At 45.7% G+C, this 16,902-nt stretch carries 17 protein-coding genes and 2 pseudogenes; 17 read left to right on the top strand and 2 right to left on the bottom strand.

Annotated features, from left to right (window positions below):
• The first annotated feature begins 19 nt into the window (after positions 1-19).
• The 6 genes and pseudogenes from NSQ38_RS27685 to NSQ38_RS27660 all read left to right on the top strand — a co-directional run bounded on the left by NSQ38_RS27685 (position 20) and on the right by NSQ38_RS27660 (position 3,759).
• Positions 20-795 (top strand): annotated as a pseudogene (locus NSQ38_RS27685) (Cof-type HAD-IIB family hydrolase).
• A gap of 109 nt (positions 796-904) precedes the next feature.
• Entirely contained in the window at positions 905-1,075 is a 171-nt protein-coding gene (locus tag NSQ38_RS27680; protein ID WP_094030640.1) for a YHYH domain-containing protein, read from the top strand.
• Positions 1,076-1,169: 94 nt separating this feature from the next.
• The gene (locus NSQ38_RS27675; protein ID WP_339785113.1) at positions 1,170-1,631 is read left to right on the top strand and encodes a GNAT family N-acetyltransferase; all 462 of its coding nucleotides are present in this window, start codon (positions 1,170-1,172) and stop codon (positions 1,629-1,631) included.
• Entirely contained in the window at positions 1,618-2,280 is a 663-nt protein-coding gene (locus NSQ38_RS27670) for an HAD family hydrolase (RefSeq protein ID WP_339785111.1), read from the top strand. Before NSQ38_RS27675 ends, NSQ38_RS27670 begins: the two co-directional genes overlap by 14 nt.
• Before the next feature lie 295 nt (positions 2,281-2,575).
• Positions 2,576-3,088, top strand: a complete 513-nt coding sequence (locus tag NSQ38_RS27665) for an NUDIX domain-containing protein (protein WP_339785109.1) — start codon at positions 2,576-2,578, stop codon at positions 3,086-3,088.
• A 14-nt stretch (positions 3,089-3,102) separates the two neighbouring features.
• Positions 3,103-3,759, top strand: coding sequence for a DUF3298 domain-containing protein (locus NSQ38_RS27660; protein ID WP_339785107.1), 657 nt, complete (start codon positions 3,103-3,105; stop codon positions 3,757-3,759).
• Positions 3,760-4,058: 299 nt separating this feature from the next.
• Here NSQ38_RS27660 and NSQ38_RS27655 read toward each other — a convergent pair whose 3' ends face one another.
• Entirely contained in the window at positions 4,059-5,219 is a 1,161-nt protein-coding gene (locus NSQ38_RS27655; protein WP_339785104.1) for a glycosyltransferase family 1 protein, read from the bottom strand.
• A 426-nt stretch (positions 5,220-5,645) separates the two neighbouring features.
• On the opposite strand from NSQ38_RS27655, the gene NSQ38_RS27650 reads away from it, so the two are divergent.
• The 7 genes from NSQ38_RS27650 (at position 5,646) to NSQ38_RS27620 (ending at position 13,627) form a co-directional block, all read left to right on the top strand.
• Positions 5,646-6,215 (top strand): hypothetical protein, encoded by a 570-nt coding sequence (locus NSQ38_RS27650; RefSeq protein ID WP_339785102.1) that lies wholly within the window; start codon positions 5,646-5,648, stop codon positions 6,213-6,215.
• Between the two features lie 63 nt (positions 6,216-6,278).
• Complete coding sequence (locus NSQ38_RS27645) at positions 6,279-6,563, top strand: hypothetical protein (RefSeq protein ID WP_339785100.1); 285 nt, start codon at positions 6,279-6,281, stop codon at positions 6,561-6,563.
• Between the two features lie 234 nt (positions 6,564-6,797).
• Positions 6,798-7,253 carry a PTS sugar transporter subunit IIA gene (locus tag NSQ38_RS27640; protein WP_339785098.1) on the top strand — a complete coding sequence of 152 codons (456 nt, stop codon included), beginning with the start codon at positions 6,798-6,800 and terminating at the stop codon, positions 7,251-7,253.
• Positions 7,253-7,570 carry a fructose PTS transporter subunit IIB gene (locus NSQ38_RS27635; protein WP_017689749.1) on the top strand — a complete coding sequence of 106 codons (318 nt, stop codon included), beginning with the start codon at positions 7,253-7,255 and terminating at the stop codon, positions 7,568-7,570. Before NSQ38_RS27640 ends, NSQ38_RS27635 begins: the two co-directional genes overlap by 1 nt.
• Positions 7,571-7,599: 29 nt before the next feature.
• Positions 7,600-8,718, top strand: a complete 1,119-nt coding sequence (locus tag NSQ38_RS27630; protein ID WP_339785096.1) for a PTS fructose transporter subunit IIC — start codon at positions 7,600-7,602, stop codon at positions 8,716-8,718.
• A 210-nt stretch (positions 8,719-8,928) separates the two neighbouring features.
• Positions 8,929-11,607, top strand: a complete 2,679-nt coding sequence (gene mngB, locus NSQ38_RS27625; protein ID WP_339785094.1) for a mannosylglycerate hydrolase — start codon at positions 8,929-8,931, stop codon at positions 11,605-11,607.
• Between the two features lie 52 nt (positions 11,608-11,659).
• Positions 11,660-13,627 carry a BglG family transcription antiterminator gene (locus NSQ38_RS27620; RefSeq protein WP_339785092.1) on the top strand — a complete coding sequence of 656 codons (1,968 nt, stop codon included), beginning with the start codon at positions 11,660-11,662 and terminating at the stop codon, positions 13,625-13,627.
• A gap of 159 nt (positions 13,628-13,786) precedes the next feature.
• Here NSQ38_RS27620 and NSQ38_RS27615 read toward each other — a convergent pair whose 3' ends face one another.
• The gene (locus NSQ38_RS27615) at positions 13,787-14,560 is read right to left on the bottom strand and encodes a sporulation protein (protein WP_338592693.1); all 774 of its coding nucleotides are present in this window, start codon (positions 14,558-14,560) and stop codon (positions 13,787-13,789) included.
• 185 nt (positions 14,561-14,745) lie between these two features.
• On the opposite strand from NSQ38_RS27615, the gene NSQ38_RS27610 reads away from it, so the two are divergent.
• The 4 genes and pseudogenes from NSQ38_RS27610 (at position 14,746) to NSQ38_RS27595 (ending at position 16,868) form a co-directional block, all read left to right on the top strand.
• A complete protein-coding gene (locus tag NSQ38_RS27610) occupies positions 14,746-15,186 on the top strand; it encodes a hypothetical protein (protein WP_339785090.1) in 441 nt (146 codons plus the stop codon).
• 21 nt (positions 15,187-15,207) lie between these two features.
• Positions 15,208-15,747 (top strand): hypothetical protein, encoded by a 540-nt coding sequence (locus NSQ38_RS27605; RefSeq protein ID WP_249911333.1) that lies wholly within the window; start codon positions 15,208-15,210, stop codon positions 15,745-15,747.
• Between the two features lie 8 nt (positions 15,748-15,755).
• A pseudogene (locus tag NSQ38_RS27600) lies at positions 15,756-16,295 on the top strand (GNAT family N-acetyltransferase).
• 48 nt (positions 16,296-16,343) lie between these two features.
• The gene (locus tag NSQ38_RS27595; protein WP_339785088.1) at positions 16,344-16,868 is read left to right on the top strand and encodes a YfiT family bacillithiol transferase; all 525 of its coding nucleotides are present in this window, start codon (positions 16,344-16,346) and stop codon (positions 16,866-16,868) included.
• Positions 16,869-16,902: the final 34 nt, after the last annotated feature.

The raw sequence follows: 16,902 nt of genomic DNA, 5'->3' as shown, positions 1-16,902 counted from the left end.
ATAGAGGAGGAAGAACATTTTGATGAAAGCTGTGTTCTTTGATGTGGACGGTACATTGCTGAGCGAAATGGATCGGAGTTTATCACCGAGTACAGCTGAGTCGATCCGGGAATTGATTCGTAAAGGCGTTCAAGTCGTACTCGTCACAGGCAGGCCCTATAATTTATGCGAAGAATTCAGAAATCTCGGAATCGATACGATCATTTCGGCTGATGGGGCATTGATCAAAGCAGGTGATGAAGTGATACATAAGTCTGTACTTTCAGCACAGATGGTTAGAGCATTCAGTGAGTTTGCCGAGTTGCATGGGCACAGTATTTCATATTTTACAGAGTCATTTGAGACGAACGGGTTGTGTACAGCAGATGGTCGTGTTACTGAAGCCTTAAGTGATACGCTTGGACTCATGGATTTCCCGCAGAAAATCAGCACGTTGGAACAGGACGTATATTGCATTTGTTTATATGCGGATGAGGCGGAAACGGAGAAGTTCCAATCCAGATTTCCTTCTTTACGATTCGTGAGATTCCATCCGTATGTAGTAAATATGCTGGAAGCGAGCGAAGTCAGCAAATCCATAGCCGCAGAGAGAGTTCTCGACTACCTGAAGATATCCAGAGAGGATACAATAACCTTTGGTGATGGGGAGAATGATGTGGATCTGCTAGAGTATGCGGGAATCGGAATTGCGAGGGAAATGGCGGAGAACGAATAAAACAAAGCGCCGATTATGTCACCCTGCGGGCAAGTGAAGATGGAGTCACCCATGCATTGAAGCAATTTAAGATTTTATGAGAATGGATCGGCTAAAAAGATGAAGGATATCCAAATTGTGGATTTTCATGTAGAATGATATAGCACGTATTAAGCCCTGAAGCATAGGGTGTTGATCGAAGGGTGACTTATGAAAAAGGTTGTTATCGTAATCCTGTCTCTTGTTGTACTTGTTGGTGTATCCTCTTCCGCTTATGCTCATCCAGGCAGACTGGACAAGAACGGTGGACATAACTGTTCAGCCAAATCCAAGCAAAAGGGTCTGTGCACGGGTTATCACTATCACAAAAAGAAAAAATGAGAATGAGCTTTACAAGATAAACCCGGCCATCGTTCAATGTATGGTTGGGTTTGCATGTGTACCATTGATTTAACATGTTGGAGGCGGTTACACCATGCGGATTCAGGAGATATCGGTATGGAATCATGACGAATTAGTGCCGATGCTGGCTGAAAGCTCCAGTGAGGGGTTCAGACATATCGAGCGATTAATCCATGAATATGAGACAGGAATCAATACATTTGAGCAAAAAGGTGAAGCGCTTTTTGAATGCAGAATGCACGATAAGGTTGTTGGGATCTGCGGTCTGAACAGAGATCCTTATTCTAAAATGACGGATACCGGAAGAATTCGCAGGCTTTATGTGATGAGAGAATTTCGAAGACATGGGGTTGGGCGCAGGCTGATGGATGCGGTTATTCAAAAAGCGGAAAATCATTACGCTCGACTGGTTCTGTACACGGATCAACCGGTTGCTGGATCTTTTTATCACAACTTGGGATTTAGAGAAGTGACGAGTATGGAAAAGATAACGCATGTACTGGAATTGGGGGAGAAGGAAGATGGATCATATTAAAGCGGTTATTTTTGATTTGGATAATACGATTCTGAACAGAACGATGACCTTTGACGGCTTCACGCAGCGTTTAATCAAGACCTATTTTGGTCACCTTGAGTCAACTGAAGATATAAGTAAACGAATTATTGAACTCGACCAGGATGGTTATAAGGACAAACCCTTTCTGTTCAACGAGTTGCTGCATGAACTGCCTTGGGCAGAGCATCCGCCACATGCAGAACTGATGGAGTTCTATGGCAGAGAGTATGTGCGAAGTTCAGTTCTGATGGAACAGGCGCGAGAAGTGGTTCAGCATCTGCGGGGGAAATATCGAACCGGGTTAATTACCAATGGACAGACCGATATTCAGTATGGGAAAATCGATCAACTCGGTATCCGGGAGGATTACGACCATATTATTGTTTCAGAAGAGGCTGGAGTCAAAAAGCCCGACCCACGCATATTTCAGCTTGCGCTTGATCATTTCGGTCTAAGCCCAGAGCAATGCATCTACATTGGCGATCATCCCGTGAACGATATTGAAGGAGCAGCAAGCGTAGGCATGAGCACCATCTGGATGAAGGTCAACCAGCCGTGGCAAGACAGCATTACGTCGGGTCCTTTACATACGATTGAACATCTAAGTGAGTTGAAGAAACTGCTTTAGAAGACGGTTATATAAATTGAATATAACATTTACACAAAACGTAGAGGACAGAAATAACCTAAAAAAGCGAAGCTAAAAGCTTTCTGAAAGAAAGCTACTTCGGAAGCATACACCTCGCCTTTATCCCCGGATTTTTCCCCTTAGGAAAGGAATCAAAAAATCTGGGGATAACAGCAATCGGAAGGTTGTTCTGTCATCGGAGTGGCTAGTGTAAATATTCTTTAGTTCAGTTTATATAGATAAAGATTACTATAAACAAAGTTTGGAAAGCGAGGAACATATGGAGATTAGACAGATGGCTACAGCGTTTTTGAGCAATGGCTCAGATATGCTGATGATGAAGAAGGCGGGCAGCAGATTGTTTAATTTTGAATTCTGGGGTGGCATTGGCGGACATCTGGAACAAGGGGAACTGAACGTACCCATGAGCGCCAGCTATCGGGAGATTGAAGAAGAGACCGGGTTCAAGCAAGAGGATGTCGAACATTTTCGGCTTCGATATATTCTGTTGGAAGTTAATAGTGGTGAGATTTGGCAGCAGTTTGTATATTTCGGAGAGACTACGCATCGACAATTAGTGTCCTCAGATGAAGGAGAGTTATTCTGGATACCGCTGGATGAGGTACTGGATTTACACTCGTCTATTCTGATCAAAGCAACGCTCAGGCACTATTTACAACACCCAGGCGCAGAAGACATCTGGATTGGCAACGTTCAGAGCGGAACAGACCTAAGGGGCACTCCACAGGTAATATGGAACAGAATGCAGGAAACGATATCATTTGAGCCAAAGGGGGTTAATCGATAATGTTGAAATATAGAATGGAAAGAAAAAAATTGAGATGGATAAATTACCTGTTGATCACTGTACTGATTGCTATCATTCTTCCGAGTAGTCATGTAGAGGCAGGCAGCACGATTACAGTGAAAACGAAGGTCCAATATTACAAAGGACAGCCATACATACATCTAACAGGTGGAAATAAATCTGTGACGGATAAGCTGAACAAGACATTTAAACTCCACGCAGTGAAAGCAGCTCGCCTGGACAAAGAAGAAAAGAAATCAAACAAAAATTATTTCTACATTACCATGGCCAGTGTAAAATACAATGCAAAAGAAAAGTTATCTGTGGTATATGAAGATCATGTGTACACTGGCGGAGCACATGGAATGGATGCGACAAAATCATATAACTATGATTTAAGAACAGGTAAAGAACTAAAGCTAAGCGAGTATGTCAAAGACGATATTCAGATGGAGAAGGTAGAGAAATCAATCTCCAACAGTCTATTAGCCATGTATAATGCAGGAGTTTCTATTTTTGAAGAAAATATTTATGATTTTCAGATTGATCAAACATCTGAATTCTTTTTATATGACAAAGGCATCGTCATCCGATTCTATCCTTATGAGGTTGCACCCTACGCTAAAGGGTTTGTAGATATCAAAGTCCCGTTCAGTAAATTCAACACATAGATGGTATGCAATGAAAGGCATGATTTAGTTCAATGAGATCATGTCTTTTTTCTATATATACAATCATTCAAAATATTTTAAATAATTCTAATAACTGCGGCTCTATGTGTCTACATACCGTGTAATAGCTCAACCCATTCCAAGATGAAGGTTTTGTTATGAAATGTATTGGAAACATGTTTCAGGCCGACCGTAGCAGCGTGCACATGCTGCGGCAGCCTGAACGGACGCACCGGTTTAATTTTGCATAGGGCAGTGGCGGTAGTTATGGGTTGTTGGCATAACCTCAAGACATCTGATTACGCTGTAATAATTCGATCTTTCGTTCGTTTATTCCGATGTTCTATAGCTTCCTCATAATCCCCGATCAGTGTATCAAAAATATGCTCCCACGACCGCTGCTCAGCCAGCTTTCTGCCTTCCAATCCCATCATTCGCAATTGGTCTCCGTGATTTCCCCAGAGACATATCTCCCGAATCAGTGCATCAGCCTGACCTGGCTCGAATAACACACCATTGCGGTGAGGGGATATCAGATCCTTTACACCTCCGGCATTGGCCGCCACCACAGGAAGTCCTGAAGCCATCGCTTCCAGCACCACATTGCCAAATGTCTCCGTAGAGGAAGGAAACACAAACAGATCTGCCGAAGCATACATAACAGCAAGTTCTTCGCCATGCATATAACCTGTAAAGGTGACATTGGGTGGGGATTGCAGACGCATTTTCGGGAGAGATGGGCCGTCACCAACGATGATCCAGTGTACACGGGACTGCATTTCCTGGGGCAACTGCTGCATGGTAGTCGTGAGTGTAGCGATATCTTTTTCCGGGGCAATGCGTCCAACGTAGAGTAGAATAAGGGGAGCTGTGATGTGGTATTGTTTACGGATATCCGAGCTGCGTTTATCAGGGGAGTACAGGTTACAATCAATCCCGCGAGACCAAAGTTTCAGACGCTGAATGCCTTGGGCTTGCAAGGTGTTTAACGTTTCCTGCGATGGAGTTAGGGTTGCATCACAGGCACGGTGGAACCATTGGATATATTTCCAGTAGAGAGGAATCATACTTTTCAACCGGTAGTATTCGAGATAACGATCGAAGTGGGTATGGTAGGAGACAACATGCGGAAGATGGTGTTTGAGCGCATACCTCAGACCAAGCAACCCCATATTAAAAGGCGTGGCGATATGCAGCAGATCGGGTTGAAAGGTGTGTAGCTGCTTGTGTGTGTCTGCTCTGTTGGGTAGAGCAATACGGCATTCGGGATACAGAAAAAAAGGGATGTTGGCAACCGATCGGACTTGAGTCTCATGGCTTCCTTCAATGACGGAGTTCGGCGTAAACAGCAGATGTTCAATTCTTCTGCGGTTCAGATGGTTACTCAAGCGGTGGAGCGTGCCAGCAACACCATTGGTTTCCGGAAGATAGGTGTCTGTGAACAAGGCCAGTCGCATCATTACCCCTCCCAAGACTCGTGATGCCAAGATCATAACAGCGGAACATTTTCCCGAGGTCAAGTGCGCGTTAACTTGACGATGTTCCCTGTAAATTGTTAAAGGATATACTATACCAACTTCCATAAGTTCAACTTATATAGCGTATTCTGATATGATGTAATAACGTGTCGGCGTAGTTGAACTTGAAATTTACACGATAACGGAGAGGGCAGAAAAAAACTGAAGAAGCGGAGCTAAAAGCTTTCTGCAAGAAAGCTGCTTCGGAAGCATACACTTCGCCTTTATCACCGGATTTTACCCTTTAATAAAGGGATTGAAAAAATCTGGGGATAACAGCGATCGGAAGTTTATTCTGACCGCGTAGTGGTCCAGTGTAAAAAACACGTTCAAACTATTTAGACAGAGAGATACAGGAGGCAGAGAAAGATGAACAAGTTACAAGAAGAATTGCAGGAGTTGTTACCACTTGATCAGCTTGAGGAGATGTCAGGTGAAGAAGTGGTGGGGAGTGTTGCCATGGACCTTTATCGGGCTGAGTTCGCTACGATTCGAGAGAGTGGGTCGGAACTTCCGCAAGTATTGCGAGATATCATTCTAATCATTGATCTGGATACCGAGCTGTCCATGAACGGGATGACCGGTTTCCTTGAGAATGCCAGCGGACAGTATCTGGGTGAGACGATAACAGCTATGGAGCGGATCGGCAATGATGCAGATTCCTTGATCTTGAAGAAGATAGAGCAGATGTTGTCCGAGAGCGGCGTAACGCACGGGCAATTACGAGATAATGTGAATGGCCTGTCCGAAGACGACATCACGACAAGCCTGCAAACACACGGGGAACAGATTCATGAGGTATTGCAGCAGATTGAACTGGAAGCCGCGAATTTGAGCATGCAATCGGATAATGAAGAAAGCTTCGACATGCTGTATCAGTATGTGGACGAAAATAAAGATCGTTTGAAACAGGAGATGCAGCACATCTTGTCCAATTAAATGGAAAGAGACTTCGTATAAAGGCATCCTTCCTAACCATAATTGAGGAGGTAAATGACAAGCATGAACAAACGATTAGCGATGGAATCCGTTCTGGTTACCTTGTTATTCATCATCGGTTTTGCAGCTTGGAATGTCATTCAAGGCATGATCATGACTATGAATTACGTACCTGATCTGATGAACACCGCTTCTTCTGGTACCCCATTGCAATCCAAGGTTGCTTTTGGAACTATGGTTCGGTGGGATATAACATCCATGATCATGGCTGTTGCCGGATTCGTTTTGCTCGCCGCAGCATATTACGGGCTTCGATCAGGAATGCAGCGCTGGACACAGCGTTCCTGATGTTTTATCCGCTTAGAGTCCAGGTTCTGTACTTACTTAAGCTGCCTTTGCAGCGCACCATTGAAACTCATTTACAACTGCCCTGAGTCTATTAGACTCAGGGTTTTTACTATGGCTAATGTTTTTCCGCTTCGAAGGGGAAATTTTCTAGATCCAAGGTCCAGCCAGAATCCGTTACAATGATCTTGTAAGCGCTTATCGTTTTGGATAGAGAGAGGAGGAGAGACAGAGATCATGATTACAACCAATCAGATTTATCTCGATCAGACATTGCATAGCAAAGAGGACGTATTTGATTTTATATCTGCGGAGGCAGAGCGTTACAGCATCACTACAAACCGTGCACAACTTGCGGCTGATCTGTGGGAACGCGAACGTGTCTACTCCACCGGACTTCAGGATCACTTTGCGATTCCCCATACCCAGAGTGAAGTTGTAACACGTCCGGCAGTGATGGTCATTCGATTACGGGAGCCCATTGAATGGGAATCTCATGACGGCAAGCCGGTAAAATATATTTTTGCCATCCTTGTGCCTAAAGGTCATGTAGACGTATCCCATCTGCAAATCATCTCTTCACTTGCCACCTTATTGCTGGAAGATTCATTCAAAGAGGCCATCGCAGAAGCGGTGCAGCCGGAAGATGTATATACGTTGCTTCATCAATATACGGAAGGACTGGTGTCATAATGAAAATCGTAGGTGTAACGTCATGTATCGCAGGTCTCGCCCATACCCCGATGGCCGCCAAAGCATTGGAGAAAGCAGCTCAGCAACTGGGATATGAGATCAAAGTGGAACAGCAGGGAGCCATGGGGCAAGTCAATAAGTTAACGGAAGAAGATATTGCTGCAGCGAATTTTGTCCTAATTGCAGCGGATCAAACGGTGAAGGACATGGATCGGTTTGGCGATAAAAAAGTCGTACGTGTCAAAATCGGTCATGCCGTAAGTCAGGCAGAAGCGGTATTAACCAAAGCCGTTGAGGCTGTGAACGCACAAGCTTAACCCCACCTTCCACATGAGGAGAGAGTACGATGAGAAAATGGTTTGGTGAAGCAAAAACACATCTAATGACAGGTATCTCCTATCTGCTGCCGGTCATTATCGCGGGTTCCCTGGTCGTTGCCATCTGTAAAATTATCGCACTATCAATGGGCATTACTGATCTTGATCCGTACAAAGATGGAAGCGGATTCTTGCATATTTTATATCTCGTGCAAAATGTAGGATGGAGCGGCATCGGACTATTAACGATTGTCCTGTCCGGTTACATTGCGTACTCCATTGCCGACAAACCTGCGCTGGCCGCAGGTTTGATCGGCGGGGTGCTGGCACAGCAGACCAACGCCGGTTTCCTCGGCGCGTTGATCTCAGGCTTCTTTGCCGGATACATCACCTTGTGGGTTAAAAACAAAGTTAAAATTACAGGTCCGGCCGCTGGCTCGGTACCGTTAATCATTTTACCGCTGATTACCGTTGGTTTAACCGGATTTCTGATGGCGGTCATTCTGGGTGGTCCACTGGGCGCACTGAATGAGTATCTCATTGCTTGGGTTCAAAACATGAGCCAGAGCGGAACCAATACCGTTGTGCTTGCGATTATTCTGGGAGCGATGATCGGATTTGATCTCGGCGGACCCGTCAACAAAGCGGCATGGATGGCAGGCAACGCCCTGTTCCTGTCCGGTGTATATCTGCCGAATATTTTCATTAATATTGCCATCTGCATCCCGCCGCTTGGTTATGGCTTGGCGACATTGCTGATGAAGAAACGTTTTTCCAAAACCTATCAGGAAGCGGGCAAAGGTGCAGTGATTATGGGCGTGATCGGTATCACGGAAGGTGCAATTCCGTTTACACTGCGTAATCCTGCCAAAATGATTCTGGTCAACATGTTTGCCTGTGCGACGGGGGCTGCTCTGACTGCATTGCTGGGAGCGCATATCATCATGCCACCGATCGGTGGGTTATATGGAGCAGTGTCAGTAGGTACCCCAATCGCGTACCTTGCCGGAGGAATAGTCGGCGCATTGATCGTGGCGGCGGGCACCATGCTGGTGAACTTCCGTGATGAAGAAGAGAAACAACCTGCCAAGACTCAGGAAGCTTCAGTGAAGAAAAACGGGGAAGAAATCGAACTCGTTTTTGACTAAAAGTACGTGTTCAAAAAGATCGTTTTTCAGTATCGAGAAGATGGGATGAAGGTAGAAATGGAGTAGCGGAGCGTAGGGAAAACTACGTGAGCAACGGACATTTCGGCTGAATTCCATATTCGATGCTGATGATGCCAACAGACATCCCTCGTAATCAAAAGCGGACTTTTTTGAACAACCTTTAAAAAGCATCTGGAGGGATATAGAGATATGAGTGAAAGAAATCGTACCAAAGTCCATGTGATTCCACATACACACTGGGACCGGGAATGGTATTTTACGACCTCCCGTTCCAAAGTGTATCTTGCCAAACACGTCAAGGAAGTATTGAACGCACTGGAGAATATCGAAGGATTTCATTATTACCTGCTGGATGCACAGGGCTCACTGCTGGATGATTACATCCGCTGGTGTCCAGAAGATGAGGAACGTATCCGCCAACTGGTTTCAGCCAAACGACTGATGACGGGACCCTGGTATACACAGACGGATCAATTGGTGATTTCCAGTGAATCCATGGTCCGAAACCTGTATTATGGTATGAAAACAGCACAAAAGTACGGACATGCGATGAAGGTTGGTTATGTCCCGGATGCATTTGGACAATCGGCACAGATGCCGCAGATCTACCGCGAGTTTGGCATCGAACGTTTCCTGTTCTGGAGAGGCGTATCAGATAATACGAATCCACATACCGAGTTTACGTGGGAAGGATCGGACGGTAGTCGTGTATTTGCTGTGCAGATGCCGTTCGGGTATTACTACGGCGGTAACATTCCGGAAAATGAGGAAGATCTGATCCCCTATCTGGAGAAACAGATTGGTGCCCTTGAACGCAAAGCATCCACCAGACATATCTATTTCCCCAATGGGTTTGATCAGGCGCCTGTCCGGTTAAACCTGCCGGAATTGATTGAACGGTTCAATGCGCTGGATACAAAACGCGAATATGTGATGAATGAACCGGAACGTTTTCTGGCGGAGATTGAAGCGGATAGTCAGGACCTGCCTCTACTTCGGGGTGAATTAATGGAAGCCAAGCATATGCGGATTCACAAGTCCATTTTTTCCACCCGTGCCGATCTTAAGCAGCAAAATAACCGGATTGAGAATCTGATCGCTAACACGCTAGAACCGGTACTTGCCATTAGCCATTCTCTCGGGCATGACTACCCGCATCGCATTGTGGAGGACATCTGGAAGCTATTGTTTGAGAATGCGGCACATGACAGCATCGGTGGCTGTAACAGCGATACAACAAATCAGGACGTTGCGTTCCGTTACAAACAGGCCTATGATATCGCACTGAATTTGCTTGACCTGCATATGCGGATGATTGCTTCAACGATTCAGCAGGAGGAGACATTTGCGTTCACCCTGTTCAACACGCTACCGTATGTGCGAGGCGGGGTTACTGAGATTGAAGCTTATATTCCGGAAGAATCCTTTGTGATTCGGGACACGAAGGGACGCGAGCTGGCCTACACTATAGTGGAAAAAACAGACCAGACCGATTATGTGCTTGGACAGCACATCGATCTCAATCCAAGCCGCAAAGTACATCTGCCGGAACGGGTATATCGCGCCAAATTGCTGGTGGAACTGCAAGAGGTCCCGGCGATGGGTTACACCCAGATTGTCTTTGATTTCAGCCAGGGCGCTGCATCTGTCATTGAGCGACGTAACGGGGACATGATTGAAAATGAACATTTCACCATTGCGCTGCAAGCAAACGGCACCTTGCAAATTACGGACAAGCGATCAGGCCAAGTGTATGCAGATCAAATGGTCTTTGAAGATAATGGGGATGACGGGGATTCCTACAATTATTCTCCACCCGAGCGGGATCTTATTGTTTCTTCGGCAGGTAGCCAGATGAGTGCGACTACTACCCAAACGTCAGTATCCCAGACACTATCCCTGCGTTTCACGCTGGATGTTCCCTACGATCTGGAAGAGCGCGCCGCAGGCATCACGTCGGGAGCATTGCCAATGCAGGTGCAGATATCTCTTCGCAAAGGAGAGAAGCTGATCCGCTTCCAGGTTCAGGTGCAGAATGAGGTGTTCAGCCACCGTCTGCGTGTTCTTTTTGATACAGGAATTGCTTCCGCCCTATCCATTGCAGATCAGCCTTTCGGTGTGATTGCTCGTCCAACCTCATTGCCAGAAGTGGAGGTATGGGAGCGCGAACAATGGCAGGAGAAACCGATCACCATTGAAGCGATGCAGAGTTATGTTGGGTTGAACAACGGTTCGCATGGTATGGCTGTGATGACGGAAGGTGTACGTGAATATGAGATTGTTGGCGAGCAAATGGATACCATTGCACTGACCTTGTTCCGTACGTTCGGTTTTATGGGTAAGGAAAATCTGTTATATCGTCCTGGACGGGCCTCCGGCGAGAAAATTGTAGCAACACCAGACGCACAATTACTTAGGGAATTGTCCTTCACCTTTGGCCTGCATATCCAGACTTCTGGATTCAACGAAGCAAATGTAGCCCGTGCAGCACGTGAATATTTGACACCAATCAGCAGTTATCAGCTATGCGACTTTTTGAACGGACGATTAATCTTTGCTTTCCGTGATGAGGAACGTGTGCTGGATCCGGACTACAGCCTGATGTCGTTCAGTGACGATTCCAACGTGGTGTTAAGCAGCTTCAAGAAAGCAGAGCAGAGTGACGGATACATTGTACGTGTGTTCAATCCGTATCTGTCACAGCCTGCTAACGTGAACATACACTTCAATCAGGCTGTACATGCAGAGCGTGTATCTCTTGCGGAACAACCACTGGAGCCTAAGCAGAAGTTAACCGATGGAGAAGAGGTTGTTCGTTTGCCAGAGCTTGCACATTGCAAATTGATGACTGTACTTGTATCGATATAAAGTGAGCTTTAGTTATACACAATCCTGATCAGAAGGGAGGTCGGATATCGGTATGATTTTTCCAACTAAACGGTTGAAAAAGCTGTTCCACCTCATTCATGGTGAAGGACAGGAACAGTCTTGGACGAGCCAAGCACTTGCAGACAAGCTGGAAGTTACGGTGCGTACCATTCGGGATGATCTGAAAAAGTTGGATCATATCCTTGCGGGGCATGGCGGGAGCCTGGAATCCAAACGTGGGCGGGGATATTCCATTCGTGTGCATGATGCAAAGCGGTATGATGAGCTGTTGGAGGAACGACAGGATGATCGGCAGAAAGGTGCGCCCGTACCTGGGTCACCGGATGAACGCATACGTTATGAATTGTTCAAGCTGCTTGGTGAACCGGGGCATATCAAGATGGAAGACCTCGCTGATCAGTTGTTTATAAGCCGTGCGACGATGAACAATGACCTGAAGATTATTCGTCAGATTCTGGAGAACTATCAGCTTCAGCTTCAGATCAAGCCAGGACATGGTGTGAAGGTTGTCGGAGACGAGCAAAGGTTCCGTTATTGCCTTGCCGAGTACGCCGATGCGCGAGATGAAGAACTGGGTCTCGAAGGAATGACTGCTGCACAGGAACGTTTGTTGTATCCAATTGAACCCGCGCACATCCGCGAGATCGTTATTCGCCATGTAGGCCAACAGGATGTTCGTATTGCAGATGTGGCACTGAAAGATTTGATTACACATCTGGCTGTTATGGTATTGCGTATTAAACAGGGGCATGAACTGAAGCGATTCGAGAAAGTGGAGGCGAATGCTCAGGATCAGCAACTTGCACAGCAGATTATTCAGGATCTGGAGTTGTTATATTCCATTCATTGTCCAGTCGGAGAGCGAGATTATCTGTTGCTTCATATTGTTAGCAAAAAAATGACCGCTACAGATTGGAATGGACTACAAAGTGACCCATTATATGTTGCTGTACAGCAGATGCTGGGTCATATCTACGATCGGTACACCTATGATCTGCGGGATGATGAACGCTTGCCAAATGATCTGTATGCCCATCTGAAGCCCATGATTACTCGCCTGGAACATGGTATGAATATGCGGAATCCACTGCTCGGACATATACGTAAATATTATCCGCTGGCCTATGAAATTACGATCAGTGCAGTGAAACAGCTACAAACATATGTACCTCATGAGATCAATGACAGTGAGATTGGTTACCTGGCTCTCCACATTGGGGCAGCATTGGAACGTAAATACCAGATTCCTCATCGCAAACGGAAATCCGTATTACTCGTCTGTGGGTCAGGATACGGCACAGCCCGTATTCTTGAATCGAGATTGCGTTCTTTATTCGCCGAGTTGGAGGTATCTCGTGTAGTTTCGCTAAGGGAGTACGAGGAGATGGGGAGTGTGCCTGAAGACTTGGTCATTTCCACGATCCGTTTACGCGAGTCCAAAGGCAAGCCGTCGGCTGTCATTGCTGCGATTCCATCGGAACGCGACATGGCAACGATTACTCATCTGGTGCGAACCAGTGATGAGCAGGAGGAAATGACGCTACTGCGTTACTTTGATCCAGCATTGTTCATGTTTCGGTCCGATCAGCCTGACAAAATGACACTTATGGCTGAGATGAGCGAGGCGCTGTTGGAGAAGGGAATTGTAACCGAGCAATTCTGGCCCGCTGTGCAGGAACGGGAAAAGATGGCTTCAACCGCGCTTGGAAGAGGCATGGCGATTCCGCATCCCATGGAGCTGAGTTCAACCCGTACGACCGTATCCGTATGTCTGCTCGAGAAGCCGATTCCGTGGGATGAGGAGAATGAAGTACATGCTGTATTTATGTTATCTATCTGCAAAGAGGATTACGAACAGGCAATGGGGATCTATGATCTGTTTGTAGAATTGATCCGGCAGGAGGAACAGCTGGAAAGCCTGCGATCCTGCGGCAGCTTCGATGCGTTTGCCCAACTTGTATGCGAAACGTTGAGTCTGAAAAGTACCGAAGTGTATTAATATATAAGGATAATTCCACTGACACTCCGATGACAGAATAACCTTCCGATCGCTGTTATCCCCAGATTTTTTGATTGCTCATATTAAAAAGGGAAAAACCGTCCTTCATCAGATTTGTCTGATAGAGGACGGTTTTTATTCGTTTACACAAACTATAGATTAGATATGTTTGGAAATGACTTCTTCCAGTCCTTGAGCGACAGAATGCGCACCCCGCGCCAGATGTCTTTCATACAGATGCAGGCGCACAAAACTTTCATCCGTGCCCATCGCTTCCGAGAATATTCCACTGAGCCCACGAGCGCGGCGATCGATCTGTAATAGCAGCTCAAGCGAATCGCCCATCGGATAGAACAGCACTTCCAACTCATCCAGATGCCCACGGAATTTGTTTGTTGGTACAAATTCAAATTCCTGTACAAATGGTAGATTGCCGCCCAGCTTTGGTGCGTAGTCATTGGTTACTTCACGCAGTTTGAAACCAAGGATATCAATTGCATCGAGCACGGTATTCATGTCTTTGCTAGGAACAACATGCAGTCTGTCCCGATCTGAGGGGTCCACGGCGCTTGAGATATCGAGGCCTGTTTCTACCCATACTTCTGCACGATGCAGTGTAATTGGCAGATTTTCTGGGAGGTCAAATGAAAAGTCTTTCTCCAATTTGGCTCCAGGCTGTAAGGTGAATCCTTCGGTGAGCAAATATTTGGCTATAACAGCTGTTTCTTTTACTTTGCGATCATCGCGCTCCCGTATGTAATGGGTTTTGATTGAAAGATAGATTCGATCTACATTCTGTTCCACATCTCCACCTTCAATGTACACAACCCCCGAGATGATTCCTCCAGGTGTGACCTCTGGTGTATGCAATTCCGTATTTACTTTGGCTGCTCCAACACCTACACTGGCTAACATTTTCTTAAAAAATGACATGCGCTCAACCTCCAGATCAGATGGTTTTATTATAGGGGATACATACGACTTCGACCTTAATACGGAAGCCGGAAGAGAAGCGTTTCAAATTTTAGCAAAGATATATCGCATACCCAAACAGGAGATTCGCCTAGCCGATGTCGAATGTTAGAATAAAGGGATTTTTTGTCAGGAGATGAAGGCGATTGAACACAGAATTCTCAGAACAGAAATATGGTGAGACGGGTGTCAAAACCAGCTTCGAGCAGATGGCGAACGGGGAACAGAAATATAAAATGATCGCAGAAGATGGCAGTTATTATTGTAGAACCGTTGCTTCTTCCCACGGAGCATGGCAAAACAGTCATGTACATATCCATCTAACGGAGTTTTATGTGGTGCAATCCGGATGGATTGCTTATGCCAGTTATGGAGACGATCAGGTGCTTTCAATTCAAGTGATGCGTGAAGGAGAGCATATCATTGTCCAACCTGGAATCCACCATAATATATACATGTCTGCACATAGCGCGATCCATACCATCAAACATGGATTGAATACCTCCAGTGATTGGACGGCTTCACCCGAGTTGGATGGGTTAACGCAATCTTTAACAGAGAAGGAGCTGCTCCGGAAGTATGAATAACCAGACGGGAGGATCAGACCGATGCGTAAAAGTACAATATTTTGGCTTACGGGAATAGCCATAATTCTCTTGGTGACTCTGCTCATATACAGCTATGTAATTCCAAGTGTGAGTGCACAGGATGTTGTGATGGCAGGCACAATCAGGCAGATTGATACGGATGCAGTTGAGGTAGAGTTAGAGATAACGCGAAAAAGAGAAGACAAGGATCAACATATGGTGTATCCCGTTGTCCCTGGATGGGAAGGGGTCACATTCACTGAGGAACAAGATGATGCGTGGTACATGCCTTCGTCTGTTGGCAGCTCCTATTTGGATCAAGTCATTCTGGAAAAGTATCTGAAGGCGCAGGGGAAAACCATGAAATCAACTGATAATCTGATAGGATTTGCGATACCTGATGAGATAGGGAGCTACAAGTTGCGGTTAACGCTCAAATCTTTGGATGGAACGACTCAGCCGCTTGAGAATCCCATGGTGTATTATGTTCACAACGAGCATTTGTTAGGGAAGGATCTGAGTTGGGTTACGGGTGAGAATCTGGAGATCAATAAGGAGTAATCAGAATGATGAATGTATATGAATCGAATGAAATCACCGTACGTTTCTTGGAAACAGAAGATGAACGACATCTGGTGAAGTGGCTGTCAGACCCGGAAGTTCTTCAATACTATGAAGGACGTGATCGGCCGCATGATTTGGAGCAAGTGAGAGAACATTTTTACAATCAGAAAGATGATGCTACTCGTTGTATCGTTGAGTATGGAGGACATCCGATTGGATACATTCAGTTCTATGAGCTTGAGGAAGAAGAGCGAACGGAGTATGGTTATGGAGACACGGATGAGATCATCTATGGAACGGATCAGTTTATTGGTGAGGTAGACTACTGGAATAAAGGCATGGGTACACAGTTGATGCAATCCATGCTGGCTTATCTGATTAATGAGAAACAAGCCCGTAAAGTGGTGATGGACCCTCAATCCTGGAACTTGCGAGCGATATCCTGTTACGAGAAATGTGGTTTCTAAAAGATTAAACTGTTGGAGAAACATGAGCAGCATGAAGGACAGATGCGAGACTGTTGGCTTATGGAATATGCTCCTTAGATAATGTTAAAAGTTATTTTAAATCATAGAAACAAGGAGGAATAATGGATGGATGAAAGATTTCCGATAGGACCATTTGTACACACGGGTGAAGTTACTTTGGCACAGCGGGAGAAGTGGATTCAGGACATTGCTGAGTTGCCTGAACGCGCACGAGAAGCGGTAGAGGGACTAAGTGAAGAGCAATTAAGTCTGCCGTATCGAGAAGGTGGATGGATGCTCAAACAGGTCATTCACCACATGGCAGACAGCCATATGAACAGTATGATTCGTTTCAAGTTGGCACTGACAGAGGATACACCAACGATTCGGCCTTATTATGAAGAGCGCTGGGCTGAATTGAGTGATTCAAGAGACCTGGATGTTGAATTCTCGCTTCAGATTCTGGATGCCCTCCATCGTCGTTGGGTGTTTCTGTTAAACGCGCTGACAGATGCAGATTATGCCAAACAGTTTTATCATCCCTCATCGGAAGAAACGACAAGACTGGATTATAATCTGGGCATGTATGCTTGGCATGGCAAACACCATGTTGCTCACATCACATCGCTTCGGGATAGACTGGGAATATAGCAAGAAGAAATATCTTTTTAAGGAGGATTCATCA

This window comes from Paenibacillus sp. FSL R7-0313, assembly GCF_037969885.1.
Lineage (GTDB): Bacteria > Bacillota > Bacilli > Paenibacillales > Paenibacillaceae > Paenibacillus.
This window is presented reverse-complemented; position numbering and strand designations above follow the sequence as displayed.

Bases quoted from the DNA above. Each gene is read 5' to 3' on its own strand.
- NSQ38_RS27660 (WP_339785107.1), top strand. From the start codon at position 3,103: ATGGAAAGAAAAAAATTGAGATGGATAAATTACCTGTTGATCACTGTA.
- NSQ38_RS27655 (WP_339785104.1), bottom strand. From the start codon at position 5,219: ATGATGCGACTGGCCTTGTTCACAGACACCTATCTTCCGGAAACCAAT.
- NSQ38_RS27630 (WP_339785096.1), top strand. From the start codon at position 7,600: ATGAGAAAATGGTTTGGTGAAGCAAAAACACATCTAATGACAGGTATC.
- NSQ38_RS27665 (WP_339785109.1), top strand. From the start codon at position 2,576: ATGGCTACAGCGTTTTTGAGCAATGGCTCAGATATGCTGATGATGAAG.
- mngB (WP_339785094.1), top strand. From the start codon at position 8,929: ATGAGTGAAAGAAATCGTACCAAAGTCCATGTGATTCCACATACACAC.
- NSQ38_RS27675 (WP_339785113.1), top strand. From the start codon at position 1,170: ATGCGGATTCAGGAGATATCGGTATGGAATCATGACGAATTAGTGCCG.
- NSQ38_RS27620 (WP_339785092.1), top strand. From the start codon at position 11,660: ATGATTTTTCCAACTAAACGGTTGAAAAAGCTGTTCCACCTCATTCAT.
- NSQ38_RS27615 (WP_338592693.1), bottom strand. From the start codon at position 14,560: ATGTCATTTTTTAAGAAAATGTTAGCCAGTGTAGGTGTTGGAGCAGCC.
- NSQ38_RS27595 (WP_339785088.1), top strand. From the start codon at position 16,344: ATGGATGAAAGATTTCCGATAGGACCATTTGTACACACGGGTGAAGTT.
- NSQ38_RS27635 (WP_017689749.1), top strand. From the start codon at position 7,253: ATGAAAATCGTAGGTGTAACGTCATGTATCGCAGGTCTCGCCCATACC.
- NSQ38_RS27680 (WP_094030640.1), top strand. From the start codon at position 905: ATGAAAAAGGTTGTTATCGTAATCCTGTCTCTTGTTGTACTTGTTGGT.
- NSQ38_RS27670 (WP_339785111.1), top strand. From the start codon at position 1,618: ATGGATCATATTAAAGCGGTTATTTTTGATTTGGATAATACGATTCTG.
- NSQ38_RS27640 (WP_339785098.1), top strand. From the start codon at position 6,798: ATGATTACAACCAATCAGATTTATCTCGATCAGACATTGCATAGCAAA.
- NSQ38_RS27645 (WP_339785100.1), top strand. From the start codon at position 6,279: ATGAACAAACGATTAGCGATGGAATCCGTTCTGGTTACCTTGTTATTC.
- NSQ38_RS27650 (WP_339785102.1), top strand. From the start codon at position 5,646: ATGAACAAGTTACAAGAAGAATTGCAGGAGTTGTTACCACTTGATCAG.
- NSQ38_RS27605 (WP_249911333.1), top strand. From the start codon at position 15,208: ATGCGTAAAAGTACAATATTTTGGCTTACGGGAATAGCCATAATTCTC.